Here is a 22,031-nt window from a genome sequence, read left to right on the forward strand (position 1 = left end):
CGTGACTTCTTAGTGTTAGGGCAAGAGTTTGTTTCTGTTACGAGATGAGTTTCCAAAAAGATGGATCTCGTAACATATTTTTAACTATTGACCTTGTGGCAAGAAAATACAAATTTTGCACAGCAAATTCACTGACAAAGAAAAAGGGCTTTTGGTTTCCCAAAAGCCCTTGAATCATTTTTGCGCTTTAAGTGTTAGTTACTTAAGGCCAGCGAAGTCTGCAAGAATTGCTGCTTTGTCCGTTGCTTCCCATGGGAACTCTTCACGGCCGAAGTGACCGTAAGCTGCTGTCTTCTTGTAGATAGGTTGAAGTAGGTTCAGCATTTCCTGTAGGCCGTATGGGCGTAGGTCGAAGTTTTGACGAACCGCTTCGATGATTACTTCGTGAGGCACTTTCTCAGTACCAAACGTTTCAACCATGATAGACGTTGGATCAGCAACACCGATTGCGTAAGACAGTTGGATTTCACAACGGTCAGCCATACCAGCTGCTACGATGTTTTTCGCAACGTAACGTGCTGCGTATGCTGCAGAGCGGTCTACTTTTGATGGATCTTTACCAGAGAATGCACCACCACCGTGACGAGCTGCGCCGCCATAGGTATCGACAATGATTTTACGACCTGTTAGACCACAGTCACCCATTGGGCCACCGATTACAAAACGACCAGTTGGGTTAATGAAGAAGTTAGTCTCTTTGTTGATCCATTCAGACGGAAGTACTGGTTTGATGATCTCTTCCATTACTGCTTCACGTAAATCAGGTGTTGTTACTGAATCACAATGTTGAGTTGAAAGAACAACTGCATCGATACCAACGATCTTATCTTGGTCGTATTGGAATGTTACCTGAGATTTCGCGTCTGGACGTAGGAAGTCTAGCTTGCCGCTCTTACGCACTTCAGCTTGCTTCTTAACAAGTAGGTGAGAGTAAGTAATTGGAGCTGGCATTAGGATTTCAGTTTCGTTGGTTGCGTAACCAAACATGATGCCTTGGTCGCCCGCGCCCTGATCTTTAGGGTCTGCTTTATCAACGCCTTGGTTGATGTCTGGAGACTGCTTACCGATAGTGTTTAGCACGGCACAAGAGTCCGCATCAAAGCCCATGTCTGAGTGAACGTAACCAATTTCACGTACTGTTTGACGAGTGATCTCTTCGATATCAACCCATGCTGAAGTAGTTACTTCACCACCGACCATTACCATGCCAGTTTTTACGTAAGTTTCACACGCAACACGTGCTTTCGGGTCTTGTTCTAGAATAGCATCAAGTACTGCATCTGAAATTTGGTCTGCAATTTTATCTGGATGGCCTTCTGATACTGACTCAGAAGTGAACAGGTGCTTAGCCATGTGATCTCCGTATATCTATGATTGCGACCGGTTATATAAACCCATCGCCATTAAATAATATTATTAACTGTAGGTGTATCTACATCTAGACGTCTATTCTAAATTCGATTGCTCGAATTACAAGCTCTTTTTTTGTATCACTCATAACCAAACGTTTGCTTTGTGTTGTTTATTTATAGCGAACTTGGTGGCAAAGGAGACGAAATTTCAAAAAATTGTGATGTTTTGTCCTGGAAAACGTTTGCACAGCCTGGGTCGCTTTGAGAGAATTATCGCCCACATTTTATATTGATTCGCTTAATGCACTCAGGAGCTGACATGTCTTCTCGTCAACATCTCGCTAATGCTATCCGCGCTCTAAGCATGGATGGTGTTCAACAAGCTAACTCTGGTCACCCAGGCGCACCTATGGGTATGGCTGATATCGCTGAAGTTCTTTGGCGTTCTCACCTAAACCACAACCCAGCAAACCCAGAGTGGGCTGACCGCGACCGTTTTGTTCTTTCAAACGGCCACGGCTCTATGCTGATTTACTCTCTGTTACACCTAGCAGGTTACGAGCTATCGATTGATGATCTGAAAAACTTCCGTCAGCTTCACTCTAAGACTCCAGGTCACCCGGAGTACGGCTACGCGCCAGGTGTTGAAACAACAACAGGCCCGCTAGGTCAAGGCATTACTAATGCTGTTGGTATGGCGCTAGCTGAGAAGACTCTAGCAGCACAGTTCAACAAAGAAGGCCACGACATCGTTGACCACTTCACGTATGCATTCATGGGTGATGGCTGTCTGATGGAAGGTATCTCTCATGAAGCATGTTCTCTAGCCGGTACCTTAGGTCTTGGTAAGCTGATCGCTTTCTGGGATGACAACGGCATCTCTATTGATGGTGAAGTTGAAGGTTGGTTCTCTGACGATACGCCTAAGCGTTTTGAAGCATACGGCTGGCACGTAATCCCAGCAGTAGACGGTCACGATCCAGAAGCGATCAACGCAGCAATCGAGGCGGCGAAAGCTGATCCTCGTCCGACTCTAATCTGTACTAAGACTATCATTGGTTTTGGTTCTCCAAACAAATCTGGTTCTCACGATTGTCACGGTGCTCCTTTAGGCGCAGAAGAAATCGCAGCGACTCGCAAGCAGCTTGGTTGGGAATTCGGTCCTTTTGAAATTCCTGCTGACGTATATGCTCAGTGGGATGCAAAAGAAGCAGGCGCAGCTAAAGAAGCAGCTTGGAATGCTAAGTTCGATGCTTATGCAGCAGCTTACCCAGCAGAAGCAGCAGAGCTTAAACGTCGCCTAAACGGTGAGCTACCAGCACAGTGGGAAGAGAAAGCAAACGCAATCATTGCAGACCTTCAAGCTAACCCTGCAAACATCGCATCACGTAAAGCGTCTCAAAACGCACTAGAAGCGTTCGGTGCTATGCTACCAGAATTCCTCGGCGGCTCTGCTGACCTGGCACCTTCTAACTTAACCATGTGGTCTGGCTCTAAGTCAGTTTCTGCTGAAGATGCGTCTGGTAACTACATCCACTACGGTGTACGTGAATTCGGTATGACAGCGATCATGAACGGTATCGCTCTGCACGGTGGTTTCGTACCATACGGCGCGACTTTCCTAATGTTCATGGAATACGCGCGTAACGCAATGCGTATGGCTGCTCTGATGAAAGTTCAGAACATCCAAGTTTACACGCACGACTCTATCGGTCTTGGCGAAGATGGCCCAACTCACCAACCTGTTGAGCAAATGGCTTCTCTGCGTCTGACTCCAAACATGAGCACATGGCGCCCATGTGACCAAGTTGAATCTGCAGTCGCTTGGAAACTGGCAATCGAGCGTAAAGATGGCCCAACGTCTCTGATCTTCTCTCGTCAGAACCTTGCACAGCAAGAGCGTAACGAAGAACAAGTAGCAAACATCGCGAAGGGTGGTTACATCCTGAAAGATTGTGAAGGCAAACCAGAGCTAATCCTTATCGCAACGGGTTCTGAAGTTGAGCTAGCGGTTAACGCTGCCGCTGAGCTAACCGCTGAAGGTAAGAAAGTTCGCGTTGTTTCAATGCCTGCAACTGACGCATTCGACAAGCAAGACGCAGAGTACCGTGAATCTGTACTGCCATCAGACGTAACAGCTCGTATCGCTGTAGAAGCTGGCATCGCTGACTTCTGGTACAAGTACGTTGGCTTCGGTGGCAAGATCATCGGTATGACAACGTTCGGCGAATCTGCACCTGCAGGTGAGCTATTCAAGATGTTCGGCTTCACGACTGAAAATGTTGTGAACACAGCGAAAGATCTATTAGCGTAAGATTTTCTGACGCCTTAATGTAGAAAACCGAGCCTGAGTGGCTCGGTTTTTTTATGCGTTCAATCTAAGGGTTGGTATTACTCAAACTCTTTACCCCAGTTATCCTTCTCTTTATGACCACACACTTTACACGTGACATATCTGTCCATGTCGTAGTAGTGACCACCATTAATAAAGGTATGAGCCATAAGTTTGATTCTACCTAAAAGAGAAGTGTCCGTGTCGTAGCTGCTGGTCTTTCTTACAAGCACTTCACTATGGGGTGTTTCTTGTTCGCATTGTTTACAAAAGTGAGTTGCTGGGTATCCAGACATAGTCATTTCCTTTGGTTGATAAAACTAGGAAAGAAACAGCCAATAGAAAAATGACAACTCACGGTCACTATGCATATGGCTTAGATATTAATCAAGTTTTATAAATCAAAATCTTCGACCCATTTCACTAACTTAATGCGCTTTTGACGGCTATCGGGTAGTATTTGTGACACGAAAATCATGTAGGGCGATGGAATCATGCTAAGAGTTGCAATCAATGGATTTGGGCGTATCGGCCGTAATGTGCTGCGGGCAGTGTATGAAAGCGGCAAAAGCCAACAAATTAAAGTGGTAGCGGTCAATGAGCTTGCTCAGCCTGACGCTATGGCGCATTTACTGCAATACGATACAAGTCATGGTCGATTTGGTAAGAAAATCAGTAACGACCAAGAACACATCTACGTACATCATGACAGCAGTGAATTTGATTCCATTCGCATCTTACACCTGAGTGATATTGAACTTTTACCATGGCGTGATCTAGAAGTTGATCTTGTCTTAGATTGTACGGGTGTATTTGGCTCGCAAGCGGATGGCCAAGAGCATATCAAGGCTGGCGCTAAAAAGGTGCTGTTCTCTCACCCTGGTGCAAATGATCTCGATAACACCATCATCTATGGTGTGAACCACAAGACACTCAAGGCAGAACATAACGTAGTGTCGAACGGTTCGTGTACCACCAACTGTATCGTACCGATTATTAAGGCCCTTGATGATGCCTTTGAAATTGAATCCGGCACAATCACGACGATTCACTCTTCCATGAATGATCAACAGGTCATTGATGCTTATCACGCCGACTTAAGACGTACTCGCGCGGCAAGCCAATCCATCATTCCAGTAGATACTAAGTTGCATAAAGGTATTGAAAGAATCTTCCCGAAATTTTCTAACAAGTTTGAAGCGATTTCAGTACGAGTACCGACTGTAAACGTCACCGCGATGGATTTAAGTGTCACAATTAATACAAATGTGAAAGTTAATGACGTAAATCAAACCATTGTTAACGCATCTCAGTGTACATTACAGGGCATTGTTGACTATACTGAAGCGCCGCTCGTTTCCATCGACTTTAACCACGATCCCCATAGCGCGATTGTCGATGGCACGCAAACACGAGTGAGTAACGGGCACTTAGTAAAAATGCTCGTATGGTGTGATAACGAATGGGGCTTTGCGAATCGTATGTTGGATACAGCGCTCGCAATGCAGAGTGCGAAATAACCACTTTATTGTTGGAGAAATATTTATTTCCACCCTTGAAATAAATATTGATAATCTCCATGTACACCGAAGCGTTTGAAGAATTAATAGGTCTGGCAGGGTTGCCGGGCTACTGAAAACTTTACTTATTGAATATTTGAGAGGACACATCATGTCTGTAATCAAGATGACTGACCTGGATCTAGCAGGTAAACGTGTATTTATCCGTGCGGATCTAAACGTACCAGTAAAAGAAGGCAAAGTGACTTCTGATGCTCGTATCCTAGCTTCTTTGCCAACAATCAAGCTATGTCTTGAAGCTGGCGCTAAAGTAATGGTGACTTCTCACCTAGGTCGTCCAACAGAAGGTGAGTACGCGGAAGAGTTCTCTCTACAACCTGTCGTTAACTACCTAAACGACGCACTAGACTGTGACGTTAAACTTGCAAAAGACTACCTAAACGGTCTTGAACTAAACGCTGGTGAGCTAGTTGTTCTTGAAAACGTTCGCTTTAACAAAGGCGAGAAGAAGAACGAAGAAGAGCTATCGAAAGCATACGCAGCACTATGTGACGTATTCGTAATGGATGCATTCGGTACGGCTCACCGTGCACAAGCATCTACCCACGGCGTTGGTATGCATGCACCTGTAGCGTGTGCTGGTCCTCTACTTGCTGCTGAACTTGAAGCACTAGGTAAAGCAATGGACAAACCAGAGCGTCCACTAGTGGCTATCGTTGGTGGTTCTAAAGTTTCTACTAAACTGACTGTTCTAGAATCGCTATCTAAAGTGGCTGACCAACTTGTTGTTGGTGGTGGTATTGCAAACACGTTCATCGCTGCTGAAGGCCACAACGTAGGTAAATCTCTATACGAAGCTGACCTAGTTGAGACTGCTCAAAAACTAATGAAAGAGTGTGCAATCCCAGTTGCAACTGACGTTGCATGTGCAAAAGCATTTGACGAGAACGCAGAAGCTGAAATCAAGCACGTATCTGAAGTCGCTGATGACGACATGATCTTCGACCTAGGTCCAGATTCAACTGCAGCACTCGCTGACATCATCGCTAACGCAAAAACTATCCTTTGGAACGGCCCAGTAGGCGTATTCGAATTCAAGAACTTTGAAGCGGGTACAGCAGGTATTTCTAAAGCAATCGCTGAATCTGCAGGTTTCTCTGTAGCAGGTGGTGGTGACACGCTAGCGGCTATCGACAAGTTCGGTATCAAAGCTGACGTTTCTTACATCTCTACAGGTGGTGGTGCATTCCTTGAGTTCGTTGAAGGTAAAGTACTTCCTGCTGTGGCGATGCTTGAAGAGCGCGCTAAGTAATTAAGTGAAAGCGGGAGAGTTAATCTCCCGCTTTCTTGTTTGCTGCACATCACACTTTTTTGCTAGAATAGCGCGAGTTGTGAGCAAACGTTTGCAAGAATTTAAACTTAACAAGTTTTATTTTTAAAACGACAGATAAATAGGATTAAATCCATGTCTAAGATCTTCGATTTCGTAAAACCAGGTGTTATCTCTGGCGATGACGTACAGAAAGTATTTGAAGTAGCAAAAGAGAACAAATTTGCACTTCCAGCAGTAAACGTTGTTGGTACTGACTCTGTAAACGCAGTACTAGAAGCAGCAGCGAAAGTTAAATCTCCTGTTGTTGTTCAGTTCTCTAACGGCGGTGCAGCTTTCTTCGCTGGTAAAGGCGTTAAACTTGAAGGTCAAGGTGCTCAAATCCTTGGTGCTGTAGCGGGTGCTAAATACGTTCACGCTGTCGCTGAAGCTTACGGTGTTCCAGTTATCCTACACACTGACCACGCTGCTAAGAAGCTTCTTCCATGGATCGACGGTCTACTAGACGCGGGTGAAGAGTTCTTCGCTCAAACTGGTAAGCCTCTATTCTCTTCTCACATGCTAGACCTTTCTGAAGAGTCTCTAGAAGAGAACATCGAAACATGTGCTAAGTACCTAGAGCGCATGGCTAAAATGAACATGACAATCGAGATCGAACTTGGTTGTACTGGTGGTGAAGAAGATGGCGTTGATAACTCTGATATGGACGCATCTGAGCTTTACACTTCTCCAGAAGATGTAGCATACGCATACGAGAAACTAAGCGCTGTTAGCCCACGTTTCACTATCGCTGCATCTTTCGGTAACGTACACGGCGTATACAAGCCAGGTAACGTTGTACTAACTCCAACTATCCTACGTGACTCTCAAGCATACTGTGCAGAGAAGTTCGGTATTGCACCTAACGCTCTAAACTTCGTATTCCACGGTGGTTCTGGTTCTACTGAAGCTGAAATCCAAGAGTCTATCGGCTACGGTGTTATCAAAATGAACATCGATACTGATACACAGTGGGCTACATGGGATGGTATCCGTGCGTACGAAGCGGAAAACCGTGACTACCTACAAGGTCAAATTGGTAACCCAACTGGTGAAGATGCGCCAAACAAGAAGTACTACGATCCACGCGTATGGCTACGTGCTGGTCAAGCTTCTATGGTTACTCGTCTTGAGAAAGCATTCGCTGACCTAAACGCAGTAGACGTACTATAATTTAGTCGTTACTCAGTTAACTAAAAACCCGCTCTTGTAGCGGGTTTTTTTGTTTCTGATTCATTTTTAACAAAATGGTGTTCCTACATAGAAAAACTCTGGAGATATGTAACGAGTTTGCGTAATCTGTAACAAGCCGATATCAGAATTTTCTGATAAGCCTTTGTTTTCGTTCTCTTTGCAAAAAGTTGACTTTGAGAATGGTCAAAAGTGAGATATCGTGCCAAAAAACTGGCATTGCTTCAGTCGATGTATAGGGATGTCACAATCAATTAGTAAGTAAACGCAGTTTGGTTCATTGAATCATTACTTTTTAGAGGATACATATTATGGCAGGTGAATCAGCGGGGATCGAAACTCCCCTAGTTGATGGTTTAAGTCATGCAGAGAAATGGCTTACAAGTAATTCAGATCTACTCGTTCAATACGGTGTGAATGTTATTTCTGCAGTACTGATTTTATTTATCGGTAACATTATCGTTAAAGCAGTAGCAAACAGCGTTTCTAAGGTATTAGAAAAGAAAAAAATGGACAAAGCCGTTGTTGAATTTGTTCATGGCTTAGTTCGTTACTTACTGTTTGTGATTGTTCTAATCGCTGCACTGGGTCGCTTAGGCGTTCAAACGGCTTCTGTTGTTGCGGTAATTGGTGCTGCTGGTCTTGCTGTTGGTCTCGCTCTACAAGGTTCTCTCTCGAACTTTGCAGCAGGCGTGCTTATCGTTGCATTCCGTCCATTTAAGTCTGGTGACTATGTGGAAATTGGTGGCGTTGCGGGTAGCGTAGAAGCAATCCAGATTTTCCAAACTGTGCTAAAAACGCCAGACAACAAAATGGTTGTAGTGCCAAACTCTGGTGTCATTGGTGGTGCGATCACGAACTATTCTCGCCATGACACACGTCGTGTTGATTTAGTGATTGGTGTTTCTTACGGTGCTGATCTTAAGCAGACGAAGAAAGTGATTCGTGAAGCTCTAGAGAAAGATGAGCGCATCCTTAAAGATCCAGACATCCAAATTGGTGTACTTGCACTTGCGGATTCTTCAGTGAACTTTGTGGTTCGTCCTTGGTGTAAGACCGCGGACTACTGGGATGTTTACTTTGACTCGACTCAAGCAATCAAAGAAGCGCTTGATGAAGCAGGTATCGAAATTCCATTCCCACAAATGGATGTTCACCTGAACAAAGTCGAAGCGTAACAAGTTGTTATAGCGACTTGTTATAACGACCTATGAGAGAGCGAGGCACATGCCTCGCTTTTTTGTTTTTGGACTAAAGTGATTTTCCTGTCAGAACTACCAATATTCCATTGGTCTCACATATCTTGACGCCTATGATGTAATGAGTTCATTCCATAGGGTGATTGATATATGAAGTTTTTTCCTCAAGCTGCAATCGCAGTTTCTTTGACGTTAGCGAGCGTTGCGTCATGGGCAGCAACGCCAGATTTCCCTCATTTAGCGACCACAGGTTATGGTGAGGTGGTGGCTAAACCAGATATGGCTCAGTTTTCAGTCAAAGTGGTTGAATCGACAATGACGGCTGAACAAGCGAAACAATCGGTCGATAAGAGTGTCACCACTTTTCTTCAAGCCTTGCAGAGTGAAGGGGTTAAGAGCGAGCAAATCTCCAGCTCAAATCTCTACATTACCCCTCAGTACCACTATCCTAAAAAAGGCAAACCAGAACTTGTCGGTTACCGAGCGTCCCGAAGTATTACCGTAACGGTTGAGCAGTTATCAGAACTGAATCGCTATTTGGATATGGCGCTAAATTCTGGCATCAACCAAGTCGACAACATCCAATTGAAAGTAAAAGACCAAGCTGTTTATCAGCAACAGGCTCGCCTAGCTGCGATTAAAGATGCCAATAGCAAGGCTGAATCATTAGCTGATGGGTTTGGTATGGATGTGGGTGGGGTTTGGAGAATTGATTACAATATGTCTGGCGGTCAACCAGTCCTCATGCGAACGATGGCGATGGATGCGAAATCGGAGTCAAACAGCTACCAAGATTCGACTATCATCATACGTGATCGTGTTGATGTGATTTACAAACTCGACTAAAGAAAGCATGCATATGTGGGTTGAAGATTCTTCAGCTAAGTCTTCAACCCTCCTTAAATTGAGTGCTATACTGTTTGGTCGATTTACGGAGCCAACAGTGTAATGAAGCGCAGCTACTTCCTTCCTCATTTAGTGATGACCACGTTGGTCTTTGCCTTTGCTTTTTCAATTTATTATGCCCACCAGTATCAACAGATAAAGCAAGCTGCTCTTACACAAACAGCTAAGCAGGCGTTACATCAACTCGCGTATAGTGAAAGAGAGTATGGTGAAATTCAGCGCCGTTTTGCCTCCATTATTGAACTCTTATCGCATAGCCGAAGCTTATATGACTATATATTGGAGCCCTCCGTTGTTAATAAAGCGGTTGTGGAAGAAGTGTGGTCATCGATTGCTGTAAACCAGAAATGGTATAGCCAGTTTCGTTTTATCGACGCTCATGGTGTCGAGAAGATTCAATTAAACTATGTGAACAGTGAACAACGGGTCTATCGTTCTGAATATTTGGACGATAGGCAAGGACAGCGCTATTTTGAGTACGCTCAAACCCTAAAAGAAAATGAGATCGGCGCTTGGGGGATCGACCTAGAAGAAAGTACGGGCGAGAGAGCGGCGTCCTATCATCCTATCTTACGCCTTATTACTCCTGTCTATGTTCGAGGAGAGCGCTCAGGGTACTTCGTTTTGAACGTTGACGTCTGGTATTTAGCATCACGTTTGAACTTCTCTCCCAACAAAGAGTTTCGTCCTGAGCTTGTTGATGAGTCTGGTTTCTATCTGGCAGGGGATAATCAAAGTAAGCTGTTTGGCAACTTAATTAAAGAGCGTCAAGCGCATAACCTAGCCACCCAGCATCCACAGGTATGGCAAGTGATGCAAAGCAACAAGTCAGGTTATCAGGTTGATGAAGGGGAATTGATCGTCTTTAACCAGATACGTTTGTCTCCTAAGCAGAAGTTGTATCTTGTAACGCATTTTGAAAAGGATGAAATAGAGCAACTGTCAAAGCGAGATGTTCGAGACTTGATGCGAGAAGCGATGCTTGTGTTATTGCTTACGCTTGTTTTTGTCTTGCCTTCAGCCTTGCTGGTTACACGTTACCGTCAGCGCAGTTTAGAAAGCCAGTTAGCCAGAGCTGCGCTAAGTGGTATGTCGGCGATCATTATTTCTGATCGTCGTCACCGTGTGATTAGAGTCAATGAGCATTTTACTCAGCTGACCGCCTTGGAGCAGAAAGATGTTGAGTCGCGGAACATTATCAAGTTGTTGTTAGGGGAAGAACAACTGGAGAAAGTGATTGCCATTTTTGATCATGTTGCTCGTTATCAGTCTTGGGAAGGTGAATTAACTCTGTTAGGAATCGGCGACAACGCTCCAGTAACCGTGATTGTACGAGTGCAGAGCGTGTTAGCGAAATCAGGAAAAGTGAGCTATTACATCACTTCCATTGTCGATATTTCTGACCGTAAACAACTTGAAGAACGTCTGCGTGTCTTAAGTGAGAGAGATGCACTTACCGAACTGTGGAACCGTCGCAAGTTTGAATTAGAGCTGCGTCGTTACAGCAACTTGGTGGCTCGTTACCCAGACACGCCAACTAACTGCCTTGCCTTGATTGACCTTGATTACTTCAAGCGGATTAATGATGAATTAGGCCATGATGAAGGCGATCGAGTGATCAAAGAAGCGGCTCGAGTTTTTGAACATTCATTAAGAGAAACGGACTTTGTGGCAAGGATTGGTGGGGAAGAATTTGCGATCATTATGCCTAATACCACGTTAACACAAGCAGAGATGGCGTTAGAAAGACTGCGTATTAGTGTTGAGCTCGATAGTCAGATTCCTGTGACAGTAAGTATTGGAGTGACGCAGCTGTCTGCCGATAGTACTCGTTGTTATAAGTATGCGGATATCGCACTGTATGAGTCGAAAACAAATGGCCGAAATCGCTTGTCAGTCTGCACGAGCGAAGACGATATGGCATAAAAAAATCGAGCGCTAGGCTCGATTTTTTATTGGCTCTGCTTTCAAGCTGCCGCTTCAATAACTTCTTGGATTTGCTCCATCGTGCGGTGCAGGTGCAAATCAAACTTCTCAGCCGCTTTATCGGCATCTTTTGCAAGCACAAGCTTCATGATCATTTCGTATTCATCAAGGTTGTATGCACTGCTATCAAGGCCGTTAACGACAGCGTAGTAGCGGTAACGTTTTACCTGATTGATCAGGTCATTGAAGAAGTTCAGCATGTTTTTCGAGATAGCGCCCTCTAGCAGAGAGATATGGAATTGATGCTGACGCTCTTCCCACTCGCTCCAATCGAAGTCTTCTTTTGACAGCTTAATACGAGAAAGTTTGTGGAATGATGTCAGTACATCAAGCTCCCAGCTTTCATCCCCTGCTTCAATCGCTTGCTTGATAAGCACTGAAGCCACAAAGCGTAGGCTTTCATATAGATCAGTCAACTCAGTGATCGAAACAGGGGCAACCCAACAGCCTTTTTGTGGCTCTAGGCTAACGTATTTAGTCCAAGATAACTGAACCAAGGCTTCTCGAATTGGGGATGCGCCTACGTTGTACTTTTGCTTTAAATCAGCAACAACTAATTTCTGACCAGGCTTAAGTTCACCATTCAAAATATCTTGGTGAATCATTTTCGATACTTTGTCTGTTAAGGTTGGGCTCGACACTGTGCTTTCCTCATTCGCTTGCTGACTGTCCGTTATATAAAACCACAAGGGTTTTAACGGTATGTAATTCTAATAACTTGGGCGATAATACAGCGTACTGATTATGAGGGCAAGACTAAATATATAAAAAAAGAGGGCCTAAGCCCTCTTTTTTATTGAACGAATGATTGAATTACATCGTCTTATAGAACGTGTACAGACGCTGTATTCGTTGTGCCTGAAGCCACTAGAGCGCCAGAAACCATAACAACGATGTCGCCTTTGCTGCCGAATTCAGCTTTAAGAGCGTACTCTTTACCCATTTTGTAGAAAGCATCTGTGCTGTCGATAGAATCAACAAGAACTGGACGAACACCTTTAGTAAGAACAAGCTGAGCTGCTGTTTTTTGGTTAGTTGTCAGTGCAATGATGTTTGCTGTTGGGAAGTACTTACGTACAGAACGTGCAGACTTACCACCTTCAGTTGCAACGATGATCAGTGGAGCAGCTAGCTTCTCAGCTGTGTCTACTGCACCTTTACATACTGCTTCAGTGATACGTAGACGAGGGCTGTCTAGACGAGAACCTAGTTCAGCTTTAAGCGCGCCGTCAGTGCGGTTAGCGATTTGAGCCATGATAGTTACCGCTTCAACAGGGTACTTACCTTTCGCCGTTTCACCAGAAAGCATTACTGCATCAGTACCGTCCATGATTGCGTTCGCAACGTCGCCCGCTTCTGCACGAGTTGGACGTGGGTTGTTGATCATAGAATCAAGCATTTGAGTCGCAGTGATAACCATCTTACGTGCACGGTTACACTTTTCGATCATCATTTTCTGAGCGAAGATTACTTCTTCAGCTGGGATCTCAACACCTAGGTCACCACGAGCAACCATGATACCGTCAGAAAGCTCTAGGATCTCATCGAAGTTATCAACACCTTCTTGGTTTTCGATCTTAGAAATGATGTGAATGTCAGAGCCGCCATTTGCGTCTAGGATTTCACGGATTTCTTTAACGTCAGATGCTTTACGGATGAAAGAAGCCGCAACGAAGTCAACGCCTTGCTCACAACCAAACTTAAGGTCGTTCTTATCTTTTTCAGATAGCGCTGGAAGTTGAACAGAAACGCCAGGAAGGTTAACACCTTTGTTTTCGCCTAGTGCACCGTTGTTAAGAACTTTACACTTCACTTCAGTGTCAGTTGTTGCGATAACTTCCATTTCGATTAGGCCGTCATCAACAAGGATAGTGTTACCAACATTTAGGTCAGCTGCGAAACCTGCGTAAGTTACCGCTACAGTTTCTTTGTTACCAACAACTGAAGTGTCAGTTGTGAACGTGAACTCTTGACCAGCAACTAGGTCAACGTCGTTGCCGCCTTCAAGCTTGATAGTACGGATCTCAGGACCTTTAGTATCAAGTAGGATTGCTAGTTGCTTACCCACGTTTTCCATTACTTTACGGAAATTCGCGATACGAGTGCCGTGCTCTTCGTAGTCACCGTGAGAGAAGTTTAGGCGCATTACGTTCATGCCTGCGCTTACTAGTTCAGTTAGCTTCTCTACAGATTCAGTTTTAGGGCCAATCGTACATACGATTTTGGTCTTTTTCATGGAAGATACTCTCCGGGTCAATATATTTACAATTTGAAAGTTGGTTATTGGTCTGAAGCAAGGGTTACATTTAGGCATTTTGTGCCTGCCAACTTATAAATGTAGCCGATAATTTTGTTGGCTTCAGAACTGAAAGTCTTTCATAAGTTTAGTCATTTTATGACCAACTTAGTGCGTAATTAATCCGCATTTATGTGACAAACCTAGGATATAGGCTGAAAGTTGCAAAAAAATAACGGTCAATTCTGTAATTTTTTTTCTTTTAGGTCGCGCATTCTACCACCGAATGATTTCAATATCACTGCTTAAGAATTGTCTTAGGACAAGGTTTTATCGCTATTTATTAATTTTTTGGATCGAAATAAATGGACTTGAAAGTTTCGACTTGACTATAATTGCTTTCACTTCGAAACTTAAAGTTAATTAATAAATGTCGAAACGAAACACTCAGCTTAGAAGACATACAATATCGAACCTTGTGAACGAGAAAGGAGAAGTCAGCGTAGAGGAACTCTCTCAGCAATTTTCCACCTCGGAGGTCACGATTAGAAAAGATCTCGCGTCATTAGAAAAAAATGGCCTACTTCTTAGACGTTATGGCGGTGCCATTGCGCTTCCGAAAGAAGTGATGAGCGATGAAATGAACGAAAATGTTTCGATTCGAAAGAATGAGCTTGCACAAGCTGCGGTGAAATTGATCCGTGAACACAATCGCATTGTGATTGATAGCGGCAGTACAACCGGTGCTTTGATTAAGCTACTTGATGGAATGCGTGGGCTCGTTGTGATGACCAATTCGCTGACCGTTGCCAATTCACTGAATGAACTTGAAAGTGAACCCACATTGTTAATGACGGGAGGGACTTGGGATGCCCATTCAGAATCATTCCAAGGCCAAGTGGCGGAGTCTGTTTTACGCTCTTACGACTTTGACCAGCTATTTATTGGTGCGGATGGTGTCGATTTAGAACGAGGAACGACAACGTTCAATGAGTTGGTTGGATTGAGTAAAGTGATGGCTGAGGTGTCGAGAGAAGTGATCGTTATGGTCGAATCAGAAAAGATCTCTCGTAAAATCCCTAACTTAGAACTGGCATGGGATGCTGTTGATATATTAATTACTAACAAAGACTTAGACCCTGAGTACAAACAAAAAATCGAATCTCATGCTGTCAAAGTGATTTGTGCATAAAGACGACTAAACTTAAATAAAAATTCTTGAACTTGGCCTTTGCTTGCTGCCAATTACAATCTTAAATCTGGAGTGAAACATGTGTGGAATTGTTGGCGCGGTCGCGCAACGTGATGTCGCAGAAATTTTAGTCGAAGGTCTTCGACGCCTTGAATACCGTGGTTATGATTCTGCCGGTGTCGCGGTAGTCGATAGTGAATCAAACCTTACCCGAGTACGCCGTCTAGGCAAAGTGAAAGAGCTCGCCGATGCGGTAGATGAAGCACACGTTCTTGGTGGTACTGGTATTGCTCATACTCGCTGGGCAACGCATGGCGAACCATCTGAAGCAAATGCTCACCCACACATGTCCGGTGATATTGCGGTTGTCCATAATGGCATCATCGAAAACTATGAAGAGCTGCGCGAAACCTTGAAAGCGCGCGGCTACATTTTTGCGTCTCAGACGGATACAGAAGTGATTGCACATTTGGTTGAGTGGGAGCGTCGCACCTCTGACTCGCTACTTGAGGCATTGCAGAAAACAGCGAAACAACTGGAAGGCGCTTACGGCACGGTTGTTGTTGATCGAAAAGATCCTTCTCGCGTTGTGGTTGCTCGCTCTGGGAGCCCTATTGTGATTGGCTTTGGTGTTGGCGAAAACTTCTTAGCGTCCGACCAGCTTGCTCTTTTGAATGTGACACGCCGCTTTATGTACCTAGAAGAGGGAGACGTGGCTGAAATCACTCGCCGAGAAGTTTCGGTGTTTGATGTGACTGGTGAGCGAGTAGAGCGTGAGATCATTGAGTCTAATGCTGAGCATGATGCCGGTGATAAAGGCAAATATCGTCACTTTATGCAGAAAGAAATCTACGAGCAGCCAACGGCTTTGATTAACACAATGGAAGGTCGTATTACGGCTGATTCCGTGGTCACCGAAGCGATTGGCGTCAATGCGGCAGATATTCTGAGTAAAGTGGAGCACGTACAGATTGTCGCATGTGGTACTTCTTACAACGCAGGTATGACGGCACGTTACTGGTTTGAAGACATTGCCGGCGTAAGCTGTGATGTCGAAATCGCTTCTGAGTTCCGTTACCGCAAGTTTGTGACTCGCCCTAATAGTTTATTGATTACGCTCTCTCAATCAGGAGAAACAGCCGATACTCTGGCAGCGCTTCGCTTAGCAAAAGAGAAAGGCTACATGGCGGCAATGACGATCTGTAACGTGGCAGGATCTTCTCTTGTTCGTGAATCTGATTTTGCTTTCATGACTCGTGCGGGTGTAGAGATTGGTGTGGCATCAACCAAAGCATTTACCACTCAGCTCTCAGCGTTGCTCATGTTGGTAACCGCATTGGGTAAGCAGCAAGATCGTATCAGTAAAGAAAAAGAGAAAGAGATCGTTGAAGCCCTTCATGCATTGCCGAAGCAGATTAATGCGGCGCTCTCTTTTGAAAAAGAGATTGAAGAGTTAGCCCCAGACTTTGCTGATAAGCACCACACGCTTTTCTTAGGTCGTGGTGAGTTTTACCCAATCGCGATGGAAGCGTCTCTAAAACTTAAAGAGATCTCCTACATTCACGCAGAAGCCTATGCAGCGGGTGAGCTTAAGCACGGTCCGTTGGCGCTTATTGATGCCGACATGCCTGTTGTGGTTGTTGCTCCAAGCAATGATTTACTGGAAAAGCTGAAGTCTAACGTTGAAGAAGTTCGTGCTCGCGGAGGCTTGCTATATGTCTTCGCTGATGCAGAAGCAGGCTTTGAAGCAGACGAAACGATGAAAATTATCACCATGCCGCAAGTGAGTGATATTACCGCGCCAATCTACTACACCATTCCAATGCAGTTACTTTCTTACTACGTTGCGTTGATTAAAGGCACCGATGTGGATCAGCCACGTAACCTAGCGAAGGCTGTGACAGTAGAGTAAGGTTTTATTCAGTAATTTTAAGGCCCCTTCAGAGTCATCTGTTGGGGCCTTTTTTGTTTCCACTTTCCAAGCCTTAATGAAGTAAACTGACTCTGTATATTGACGTATGGTACATTTCTTACGTATAGGCTAACGAATTTGTTTATGAGGTCCCCATGCTATCCCCACAATCAAAAGTAAAAGTCCAAGGTGCGGGACGATTCCTATCCAATATGGTCATGCCAAACATCGGGGCTTTTATCGCTTGGGGGCTGATATCTGCACTGTTCATTCCAACGGGGTGGATGCCCAATGAGCAATTAGCGTCGTTAAGCGCTCCGATGATCACGTATTTGATTCCAATCCTCATTGGCTACAGTGGTGGACGCTTAGTTGCTGGAGAGCGAGGGGCTGTGGTCGGTGCGGTGACCACTATGGGGCTGGTTGCCGGTTCTGAAATTCCAATGCTGATGGGAGCGATGATTGCCGGACCAATGAGCGGCCTCATCATCAAAAAGTTTGATGCGCTTATTGCGGGTCGAATCAAAAGTGGTTTTGAGATGTTGGTGAATAACTTCTCTGCCGGCATTGTTGGCATGTTGGGCGCCATTCTTTGTCTATATTTTGTAGGGCCTGCCGTTTCAATGGCATCTGCGGCGATCGCAAGTGGTATTGAAATACTGATTGAGTCAGATACGCTGATCTTGTTGTCAGTGCTTGTCGAGCCAGCCAAAATCTTGTTTTTGAACAACGCGATCAATCACGGTATCTTCTCACCACTTGGTATTCAGCAGGTTCAAGAGGTTGGTCAATCCGTTTTCTTCTTAATTGAATCAAATCCAGGACCGGGTTTAGGAGTGTTACTTGCGTACATTTTGACGAGTCGTGGGCGAGTCCAACAGACATCTGCCGGAGCGACCATTATCCATTTATTTGGTGGGATCCAAGAGGTTTACTTTCCTTATGTATTAATGAACCCACGTTTGATCATTGCACTGATCGCAGGGGGAATGTCGGGGATCTACATACTCGGATTATTCGAAGCAGGATTATTTTCGCCAGCTTCACCGGGTTCAATCATTGCGATTCTATTGATGACGCCTAAAAGCTCACTCGTTGGAGTCGTGTTATCTGTTTCCGTTTCTACTTTGGTCTCTTTTTCTATCGCTACCTTGTTACTAAGACAAAAGCAAAGCAATCAATCGATAGAGGATTCAGCGACGAGCACGGCTTCTCGTGCTGCCGGCCTCAAGCAAACGACTCAGTTAGAACAGGTGCAAATAACCCCGCAGCATGTTTGTTTAGATGTCTCTGCTTCGAACAGCAAAGAGGTTATTGCTCAGTTGGGCAACAAGTTAGTTGAACTAGGGCATGTTGAACCTGAGTACATAGAAGAAATGCATAAACGAGAAGCCTTACTGTCAACCTATCTAGGGAACGCTATTGCATTGCCTCACGGAATGATTGGTGGCAAACAATATGTTAAAAAAGAGGGCATTGTTTTTGGTCAGATTCCCTCAGGCATTAAATGGGGGAGCGAGCCAGATGATGTTGCTAAGGTTGTTATTGCAATTGCTGCGAAAGGAGAGCGTCATATTCAAATATTATCGTCAATTAGCTCAACGCTAGACAGCAAAGAAACGCTTGAACGTTTATACATGACCACTAATGTTGAAGAAGTGGTGACGTTACTCAATGGAAGGGTAAGCTAATGCCTTCAATGTTAGCGGCAGAAGCTCATTATAGTGAAGCTATCTATATACCTAATGAGTCAGATTTACTTGAGGTGATCTCACAAGCTGACACGCCTAGCGCAGTGATCAGTGCAGCGTACCATGCACTCGATGATGCGGTTGGTTCGGTAATGCAGACCCTTCTCTCACAAAATGAGAAAGGGGTTAGCTACATCGTCGCGCCACTTATGACAAATAAAGGGCCACTTGGTGATATCAAGGTTCGGGCAGGTTTGTTGTTAGGGCTCGGGGTTATCCATCGAGATGTATACGAGGATCTTGAAGTGTTCTTGCGGTTAAAAGAGTATTTTGAGGAGGCCAGTAAAGCGATACCGTTCACGGATCTTTATGTACTGACAGAGCTGCGTAGTGTCGACATTATCAAGCGAACAATGCCGATAGAATACGATCCGAGTATGATTTCGGGGCTTTCAGATACAATGATGAGAATGTTTATAGATCGTCATAATCAGAAAGTGACTTCGACAATAGTGCTCGCGATCACTGAATTAGTCGCTGTACTTCGTCATGGGGCCTCAAGAGTCTAAGAGTTGCTATTGCTCCCCCTAGTCGTTTAAGTAGAGAGCTAATTCTCGTTCGAAATACTCTCTTGCTCCAACTCTCTGCTCTCAATATTTATCGTTACTACTGGTATCTGTTTTCGAGATCAGTAACGTCTTCCCTACGGCTTTTACCCGCCCTTAAGTGGTATTAAAACACTTCTTTCTATTCCAAGTGCTTGTCTAGCGCATAGCTTCCACAGTGATATGTATTTGTGTAATTTAATTACAAAATGCAATTTTTTGGCTGATATGCAACCTGTTATTAGCGTTTTTTGGGTGATATTTGAGCGGGAAATTGCCACGAAAATTTTGGATTTTTCATAAGTGTGACTTTTGTCACTAATTATTTGGCGGGCGGCTTGGTGGTTATTGTGATCAATGTCTCGGTGTAATGATACTCATTAGCTTTAATTTGGCCATGTAATTTTAGAACTGTGTAAAAATGTGATTTTAATCTTCATTTTTTTGTTGGTGATGTTTTGTTGATGTGATTTTTGTCACTAAAAATGCTCTGGTGATGAGTTTTTGGATTCTTGTGTTAAGTTTCTCTCAACTTTTTAGAGCACATTTTCGACCATTTGGTCATCCAATACATTACTGAGGTCACCCTTATGTTATCTCCAGAAGCAAAGATTAAGGTTCAAAACTTTGGTCGTTTCTTATCCAATATGGTAATGCCAAACATCGGCGCATTCATTGCGTGGGGTTTCATTACCGCACTTTTCATTCCAACTGGTTGGCTACCTAACGAAACGTTAGCGTCAATGGTTGGACCTATGATTACTTACCTGCTACCACTACTTATCGGTTACACCGGTGGTAAAATGGTTGGTGGCGACCGCGGTGCGGTGGTAGGTGCCATTACGACAATGGGTGTTATTGTAGGCACTGACATTCCAATGTTTATGGGCGCGATGATTGTTGGACCTCTTGGTGGTATCGCAATCAAGAAGTTTGATGAAGCTATTCACGGCAAAGTGAAGAGCGGATTCGAGATGCTTGTGAACAACTTCTCTGCCGGTATCATCGGTATGATCTGTGCGATTATCGCTTTCTTAGCAATTGGTCCAGCAGTCAAAGTTTTGTCTAGTGGTTTAGCGGCAGGTGTTAACACTATGGTTGAAGCTGGTCTTCTTCCATTAGCATCAATCTTCGTAGAACCTGCGAAAATTCTTTTCCTTAATAACGCTATCAACCACGGTATTTTCTCACCTCTTGGTATCCAGCAGTCTGAAGAACTTGGTCGCTCAATCTTCTTCCTAATCGAAGCGAACCCTGGTCCTGGTCTAGGTCTACTGCTTGCTTACATGGTGTTTGGTAAAGGCAGCGCGAAGCAATCGGCGGCGGGTGCATCAATCATCCACTTCTTAGGTGGTATCCACGAGATTTACTTCCCTTACGTACTAATGAACCCACGTCTAATCCTAGCGGTCATTGCTGGTGGTATGGCTGGTGTATTCACTAACGTAATGTTCAGCTCTGGTCTAATTTCTCCAGCGTCTCCAGGTTCAATCTTTGCGATTCTACTGATGACGCCAAAAGGTGCTTACGTTGGTGTTGTGCTTTCAGTGCTTGCGGCAACAGCCGTATCGTTCGTAGTAGCATCAATCCTACTTAAAACGACATCTCAAGAAGATGAAGAAGACTCGCTAGAAAAAGCTTCTGCACAAATGAAAGGCATGAAAGCTTCTTCTAAAGGTGCAACAACAGGTACAGATATCAACCTAGCAGATGTGAAAGCAGTATACGTAGCTTGTGATGCAGGTATGGGTTCAAGTGCAATGGGTGCGGGTTTGCTACGTAAGAAAGTCGACGCCGCTGGCCTAGACATCACGGTAACGAACTACGCAATCAACAATCTTCCTGCGGACTCAAAAATTGTTATCACGCACAAAGATCTAACGGATCGTGCACGTAATACCATTCCAGGTGCATTGCACATGTCTCTAAACAATTTCTTAGATGGTGCGGTGTACGACAAGCTGGTTACGGAGCTAGTTGAAGCTCAGACAGGTGATGTAAAAAAGTCTGAAGCGCCAGTAGCTGTTGTAGAGGAAGAGAAAGAAGAAGGTCTCACTCTAACTGCTGACGCTGTATTCCTAGGTCTAAAATCGGACAACAAGAAAGACGCGATTAAATTTGCGGGTGAGCAACTGGTTAAGCTTGGCAACGTAGCGCCTGAATATATTGAAGGTATGTTTGCTCGTGAAGAACTAGTGTCTACCTACTTAGGTGAATCAATCGCAGTACCACACGGCACGATTGAAGCTAAGCAGCACGTACAAAAAACAGGCATCGTGTTCTGCCAGTACCCAGAAGGTATCCAATGGGGTGAAGACGAAGATGATATCGCCAAGATGGTTATTGGTATCGCCGCTCAAGGTGATGAGCACAACATGGTACTGATGGCTATTACCAATTCCCTTGATGACGAAGAAGCCGTGGAGCGCTTACAAAACACCACCAATCCAGAAGATGTTTTGAAAATTCTAAACGGATAACAAGAAGCTCTAGTCAAGCTCCTGAGTGAACGAGGCCAGGCCCCCTCTGGCCTCATTTTC

16 protein-coding genes are annotated in these 22,031 nt (G+C 44.5%); 12 read left to right on the forward strand and 4 right to left on the reverse strand.

Features of this window, described 5'->3' with window-relative positions; genetic code table 11:
* Nucleotides 1-198: 198 nt before the first annotated feature.
* Nucleotides 199-1,353, reverse strand: a complete 1,155-nt coding sequence (gene metK, locus EJ063_RS13785; RefSeq protein WP_126574882.1) for a methionine adenosyltransferase — start codon at nt 1,351-1,353, stop codon at nt 199-201.
* A 318-nt stretch (nt 1,354-1,671) separates the two neighbouring features.
* On the opposite strand from metK, the gene tkt reads away from it, so the two are divergent.
* Complete coding sequence (gene tkt, locus EJ063_RS13790; protein ID WP_126574884.1) at nt 1,672-3,666, forward strand: transketolase; 1,995 nt, start codon at nt 1,672-1,674, stop codon at nt 3,664-3,666.
* Between the two features lie 77 nt (nt 3,667-3,743).
* On the opposite strand, the gene EJ063_RS13795 is transcribed toward tkt, so the two are convergent.
* Nucleotides 3,744-3,980: a hypothetical protein gene (locus EJ063_RS13795; protein ID WP_126574885.1), complete on the reverse strand. Its 237-nt coding sequence runs from the start codon at nt 3,978-3,980 to the stop codon at nt 3,744-3,746.
* A gap of 198 nt (nt 3,981-4,178) precedes the next feature.
* On the opposite strand from EJ063_RS13795, the gene epd reads away from it, so the two are divergent.
* From epd to EJ063_RS13825, 6 genes are all read left to right on the forward strand, one after another.
* Nucleotides 4,179-5,204, forward strand: coding sequence for an erythrose-4-phosphate dehydrogenase (gene epd / locus EJ063_RS13800; RefSeq protein ID WP_126574887.1), 1,026 nt, complete (start codon nt 4,179-4,181; stop codon nt 5,202-5,204).
* A gap of 151 nt (nt 5,205-5,355) precedes the next feature.
* Entirely contained in the window at nt 5,356-6,516 is a 1,161-nt protein-coding gene (locus EJ063_RS13805) for a phosphoglycerate kinase (RefSeq protein ID WP_126574889.1), read from the forward strand.
* A 153-nt stretch (nt 6,517-6,669) separates the two neighbouring features.
* Complete coding sequence (gene fbaA, locus EJ063_RS13810) at nt 6,670-7,746, forward strand: class II fructose-bisphosphate aldolase (RefSeq protein ID WP_032549831.1); 1,077 nt, start codon at nt 6,670-6,672, stop codon at nt 7,744-7,746.
* Nucleotides 7,747-8,075: 329 nt separating this feature from the next.
* Nucleotides 8,076-8,942, forward strand: coding sequence for a small-conductance mechanosensitive channel MscS (mscS, locus tag EJ063_RS13815; protein WP_126574890.1), 867 nt, complete (start codon nt 8,076-8,078; stop codon nt 8,940-8,942).
* 171 nt (nt 8,943-9,113) lie between these two features.
* Nucleotides 9,114-9,809: an oxidative stress defense protein gene (locus EJ063_RS13820; RefSeq protein ID WP_126574892.1), complete on the forward strand. Its 696-nt coding sequence runs from the start codon at nt 9,114-9,116 to the stop codon at nt 9,807-9,809.
* Between the two features lie 102 nt (nt 9,810-9,911).
* Complete coding sequence (locus tag EJ063_RS13825; protein WP_126574894.1) at nt 9,912-11,795, forward strand: sensor domain-containing diguanylate cyclase; 1,884 nt, start codon at nt 9,912-9,914, stop codon at nt 11,793-11,795.
* A 41-nt stretch (nt 11,796-11,836) separates the two neighbouring features.
* Here the strand turns inward: EJ063_RS13825 and EJ063_RS13830 are convergent, their stop codons facing one another.
* Nucleotides 11,837-12,496: a GntR family transcriptional regulator gene (locus EJ063_RS13830; protein WP_126574896.1), complete on the reverse strand. Its 660-nt coding sequence runs from the start codon at nt 12,494-12,496 to the stop codon at nt 11,837-11,839.
* A 182-nt stretch (nt 12,497-12,678) separates the two neighbouring features.
* Nucleotides 12,679-14,091 (reverse strand): pyruvate kinase PykF, encoded by a 1,413-nt coding sequence (gene pykF, locus EJ063_RS13835; protein ID WP_126574897.1) that lies wholly within the window; start codon nt 14,089-14,091, stop codon nt 12,679-12,681.
* A gap of 430 nt (nt 14,092-14,521) precedes the next feature.
* On the opposite strand from pykF, the gene EJ063_RS13840 reads away from it, so the two are divergent.
* The 5 genes from EJ063_RS13840 (at nt 14,522) to EJ063_RS13860 (ending at nt 21,971) form a co-directional block, all read left to right on the forward strand.
* A complete protein-coding gene (locus EJ063_RS13840) occupies nt 14,522-15,283 on the forward strand; it encodes a DeoR/GlpR family DNA-binding transcription regulator (protein ID WP_126574899.1) in 762 nt (253 codons plus the stop codon).
* A 79-nt stretch (nt 15,284-15,362) separates the two neighbouring features.
* A complete protein-coding gene (glmS, locus tag EJ063_RS13845; RefSeq protein ID WP_126574901.1) occupies nt 15,363-17,195 on the forward strand; it encodes a glutamine--fructose-6-phosphate transaminase (isomerizing) in 1,833 nt (610 codons plus the stop codon).
* A gap of 155 nt (nt 17,196-17,350) precedes the next feature.
* Entirely contained in the window at nt 17,351-18,886 is a 1,536-nt protein-coding gene (gene mtlA / locus EJ063_RS13850; RefSeq protein ID WP_126574903.1) for a mannitol-specific PTS transporter subunit IIC, read from the forward strand.
* Entirely contained in the window at nt 18,886-19,455 is a 570-nt protein-coding gene (locus EJ063_RS13855) for an MltR family transcriptional regulator (protein WP_126574905.1), read from the forward strand. The genes mtlA and EJ063_RS13855 overlap by 1 nt, the downstream gene beginning before the upstream one ends.
* Before the next feature lie 626 nt (nt 19,456-20,081).
* The gene (locus tag EJ063_RS13860; protein WP_126574907.1) at nt 20,082-21,971 is read left to right on the forward strand and encodes a PTS mannitol transporter subunit IICBA; all 1,890 of its coding nucleotides are present in this window, start codon (nt 20,082-20,084) and stop codon (nt 21,969-21,971) included.
* Nucleotides 21,972-22,031 lie beyond the last annotated feature (60 nt).

The organism is Vibrio aquaticus (assembly GCF_003970385.1).
GTDB lineage: Bacteria > Pseudomonadota > Gammaproteobacteria > Enterobacterales > Vibrionaceae > Vibrio > Vibrio aquaticus.

What these genes read in the sequence shown, in the direction of transcription:
- metK (WP_126574882.1), bottom strand. Translation starts at nt 1,353, where the DNA reads ATGGCTAAGCACCTGTTCACTTCTGAGTCAGTATCAGAAGGCCATCCA.
- tkt (WP_126574884.1), top strand. Translation starts at nt 1,672, where the DNA reads ATGTCTTCTCGTCAACATCTCGCTAATGCTATCCGCGCTCTAAGCATG.
- EJ063_RS13795 (WP_126574885.1), bottom strand. Translation starts at nt 3,980, where the DNA reads ATGTCTGGATACCCAGCAACTCACTTTTGTAAACAATGCGAACAAGAA.
- epd (WP_126574887.1), top strand. Translation starts at nt 4,179, where the DNA reads ATGCTAAGAGTTGCAATCAATGGATTTGGGCGTATCGGCCGTAATGTG.
- EJ063_RS13805 (WP_126574889.1), top strand. Translation starts at nt 5,356, where the DNA reads ATGTCTGTAATCAAGATGACTGACCTGGATCTAGCAGGTAAACGTGTA.
- fbaA (WP_032549831.1), top strand. Translation starts at nt 6,670, where the DNA reads ATGTCTAAGATCTTCGATTTCGTAAAACCAGGTGTTATCTCTGGCGAT.
- mscS (WP_126574890.1), top strand. Translation starts at nt 8,076, where the DNA reads ATGGCAGGTGAATCAGCGGGGATCGAAACTCCCCTAGTTGATGGTTTA.
- EJ063_RS13820 (WP_126574892.1), top strand. Translation starts at nt 9,114, where the DNA reads ATGAAGTTTTTTCCTCAAGCTGCAATCGCAGTTTCTTTGACGTTAGCG.
- EJ063_RS13825 (WP_126574894.1), top strand. Translation starts at nt 9,912, where the DNA reads ATGAAGCGCAGCTACTTCCTTCCTCATTTAGTGATGACCACGTTGGTC.
- pykF (WP_126574897.1), bottom strand. Translation starts at nt 14,091, where the DNA reads ATGAAAAAGACCAAAATCGTATGTACGATTGGCCCTAAAACTGAATCT.
- EJ063_RS13840 (WP_126574899.1), top strand. Translation starts at nt 14,522, where the DNA reads ATGTCGAAACGAAACACTCAGCTTAGAAGACATACAATATCGAACCTT.
- glmS (WP_126574901.1), top strand. Translation starts at nt 15,363, where the DNA reads ATGTGTGGAATTGTTGGCGCGGTCGCGCAACGTGATGTCGCAGAAATT.
- mtlA (WP_126574903.1), top strand. Translation starts at nt 17,351, where the DNA reads ATGCTATCCCCACAATCAAAAGTAAAAGTCCAAGGTGCGGGACGATTC.
- EJ063_RS13855 (WP_126574905.1), top strand. Translation starts at nt 18,886, where the DNA reads ATGCCTTCAATGTTAGCGGCAGAAGCTCATTATAGTGAAGCTATCTAT.
- EJ063_RS13860 (WP_126574907.1), top strand. Translation starts at nt 20,082, where the DNA reads ATGTTATCTCCAGAAGCAAAGATTAAGGTTCAAAACTTTGGTCGTTTC.